The sequence below is a fragment of the Roseovarius sp. genome, assembly GCF_018066915.1.
Lineage (GTDB): Bacteria > Pseudomonadota > Alphaproteobacteria > Rhodobacterales > Rhodobacteraceae > Roseovarius.
The window spans coordinates 1-2,697 of sequence record NZ_JAGPVV010000079.1 but is presented as its reverse complement, the minus strand read 5'-3'; the positions used below and the strand labels follow the sequence as shown (position 1 = coordinate 2,697).

The 2,697-nt window shown below is 63.6% G+C and carries 3 protein-coding genes; 1 reads left to right on the top strand and 2 read right to left on the bottom strand.

What is annotated here, in order from left to right:
- Nucleotides 1-905 (bottom strand): TRAP transporter substrate-binding protein DctP (gene dctP / locus KBT70_RS04655; RefSeq protein ID WP_296629362.1); only part of this gene is annotated, 905 nt, incomplete at its 3' end.
- Between the two features lie 175 nt (nucleotides 906-1,080).
- Here dctP and KBT70_RS04650 point away from each other — a divergent pair.
- Complete coding sequence (locus KBT70_RS04650) at nucleotides 1,081-1,965, top strand: LysR substrate-binding domain-containing protein (RefSeq protein WP_296629361.1); 885 nt, start codon at nucleotides 1,081-1,083, stop codon at nucleotides 1,963-1,965.
- A gap of 7 nt (nucleotides 1,966-1,972) precedes the next feature.
- On the opposite strand, the gene KBT70_RS04645 is transcribed toward KBT70_RS04650, so the two are convergent.
- On the bottom strand, nucleotides 1,973-2,697 hold a 725-nt coding region (locus tag KBT70_RS04645; RefSeq protein ID WP_296629360.1), incomplete at its 5' end, for an MOFRL family protein.

Below are 2,697 nucleotides of genomic sequence, written 5' to 3'. Positions count from 1 at the left end.
CCCTGCACGCTGGCAATCAGTTCCATGCGCTTGTCCTCGGGGATCGCCACCGCCGCACCGCCGCCCTTCATCACCGCATTGCCGACGCGCTGATCCACCCAATCCTCATACCGGGGCTTCAGCCATTCTTCGGTTTCCTTGGCGGCAGCCATCACGGCGGCCTGTTCGTCAGCGGTCATGCCGTCGAACTTTTCCTTGTTCATCATGTATTGAATGTTGCCGTAAAAGAGGCTGGCCTTGACCATATAGGGCATCACATCCCAGAGCTTCCAACTCGAATAGGTGGCGACGCCCATGTTGATCCCGTCAACCACGCCGCGCTCGGCCGATTGAAACACCTCCTTGGGGGCGACAAAGACCGGCGCGCCGCCCCATGTCTCGATCATCAGGCTGACGAGCGGCCCGATCGAGCGGACCTGCTTGCCCGCAAGATTGCCCAGATCGTCAATCGCTTCTTCGAACCACCATTCCTGATCGTAGGAATAGTTCGAGTTGAACACCGGCACGAGGTTGATCGCCGCCGCCTCATCACGCACGATGTCGGCATAGGCGGCATCCATCTCGACCTGACCCTCGAGGTCAATCGCCACCGGATAGAGCGAGGTCACGCGGTAGCAGGGCAGGCGCTCGTCGGCGGGCATCCAGCTCATGTCCGACACACCGCCCTGCACCGCGTCCACACCTTCGGACCAGCCATGCAGCGTGGAGGACGGGAAAATCTCGACCTTGACGCTGCCGCCGGTTTTCTCCGCCACCAACTCTGCGAAATGCACGAACCCGTCATAGCGGATATCGGCCTCGTTCACATAGGTGGACAGGCGGATCGTGGTCTCGGCCATGGCGGGCACAGCCACCGTGAGCCCAAGCGCTGTGGTGGCAATCAGTCCTTTCAACGACGTTTTCATCTCTCTCTCCTTGTTGGGGCGTGGCGAGACCGTTCATGCGGCCTTCGTCCTTGGTGATTCATGGGATGCTAGGACAGACCCGGACGAGTCGGCCAATTCAAACATCTCATCAAACTATTCCGATCTTGCATGGTTTCACTGACTGGCGCAGTCTGAGCGTAAAGAGGGGGCGGCGATGGACATCAACTGGCTGCGGGATTTCGTCTGTCTAGGGCGCACATTGAATTTCACCCGCGCAGCGGAAGAGCGCAACATCACGCAATCCGCCTTTAGCCGCCGCATCAAATCGCTCGAGGCGTGGATCGGCGTGCCGCTGATCGACCGCGCCAGCTATCCTGTGCAACTCTCCGAGGCGGGGCGGCAATTCCTGCCCGTGGCGCAACAGACGGTGGCGGACCTCACCGATACCCGTCAGGCGATCCGCGAACGCGCGCGCGGCCATGCCAGCTTTCAACGCTTTGCCGCTCTGCACGCCATTTCGGTCAACTTCCTGCAACCGCGCATGGCGGCATTGGAACGCGAGTATCCCGAGATGCGCACGCGCGTCATCTCGGACAGCCTCAGCGCCTGTTGCCAGTTGCTCAGCGAAGGGGGCTGCGAATTCCTGCTCTATTATCGGCATCAGGACGTGGCCCCGATCCTCGACGAGACCCGGTTCAAGCGCAAGGATATCTGCGAAGAACGCCTGATCCCCGTGGCCCAGCACGAGGCCGCCGCCCGCCATGGCTGGTCCCTGCCGCCGCGCGCAGGGCAAGAGGTGCCCTATCTCAGCTATGATCCCAACACCTTTCTCGGCACGGTGGTGGATCAGACCATCGGCAATCGCCGCCCCGCACTCGATCTGCGCTACATGGATGCGCTGGCCGAAGCGCTCAAGCGGCGCACGCTGGCCGGGGCGGGGCTTGCGTGGCTGCCGGAATTTTCCATCCGTCAGGAGCTGGCCGACGGCACGCTGGTCCGGCTTGGCGGGCGCGACTGGACTGCGACGATGACGATCTCGCTCTTTTGCTCACCCGAGCGGCTGGATGATCTGGGCCGCACGATCTGGGATCAGTTCTGAGCGCCGCTCACGCAGGCGCGACCAATATCGCCCGGAAATCGTTAACATTGGTCAGGGTCGGCCCTGTCACCACTTGCCCGCCAATCGCCCCAAAGAACCCATGCGCATCGTTGATCGCCAAGGCGTGCTCAGGATCAACTCCGGCGGCCTTGGCCTGCGCCAGCGTATCCGGCCCGATCACCGCCCCTGCCACCTCTGCTGCGCCATCGACGCCATCTGTGTCACAGGCCAGCGCGTGAATACCGCCCGCGCCCTTGAGGGCCAGCGCCAAGGCCAGCGCGTATTCGGCATTGGGCCCGCCCACGCCATCGCCGCGCCGTGTCACCGTCAACTCGCCACCCGAGAGCAGCAACACAGGTGCCGCCCCCGGTGCCAGCCCCGCCTGAACCTCACGCGCCAGCGCGGCATGATCGCGCGCCACATCGCGCGCCTCGCCCTCCAGCGCATCGCCAAGGATCTGCACCGTCAGCCCTTTGGCCCGCGCCACCTCTGCCGCCGCCTCCAGCGATTGCACAGGGGCGGCATAGATCACATTTTCAACCCGGCTTAGCCGCACATCCTCCGGCGCCACAACGCCGCTCTGCCCAGATAGCACCGCCTGCGCCGAGCCGGGCAATTCAATCCCGTAGCGCGCCACGATCCCGAGCGCCTCTGCCGTCGTGCTGGCCTCGCCCACCGTTGGCCCTGATCCGATCATCCCCGGATCATCCCCCGGCACATCGGAAATCAGCA

Bases quoted from the DNA above. Each gene is read 5' to 3' on its own strand.
- KBT70_RS04650 (WP_296629361.1), top strand. From the start codon at position 1,081: ATGGACATCAACTGGCTGCGGGATTTCGTCTGTCTAGGGCGCACATTG.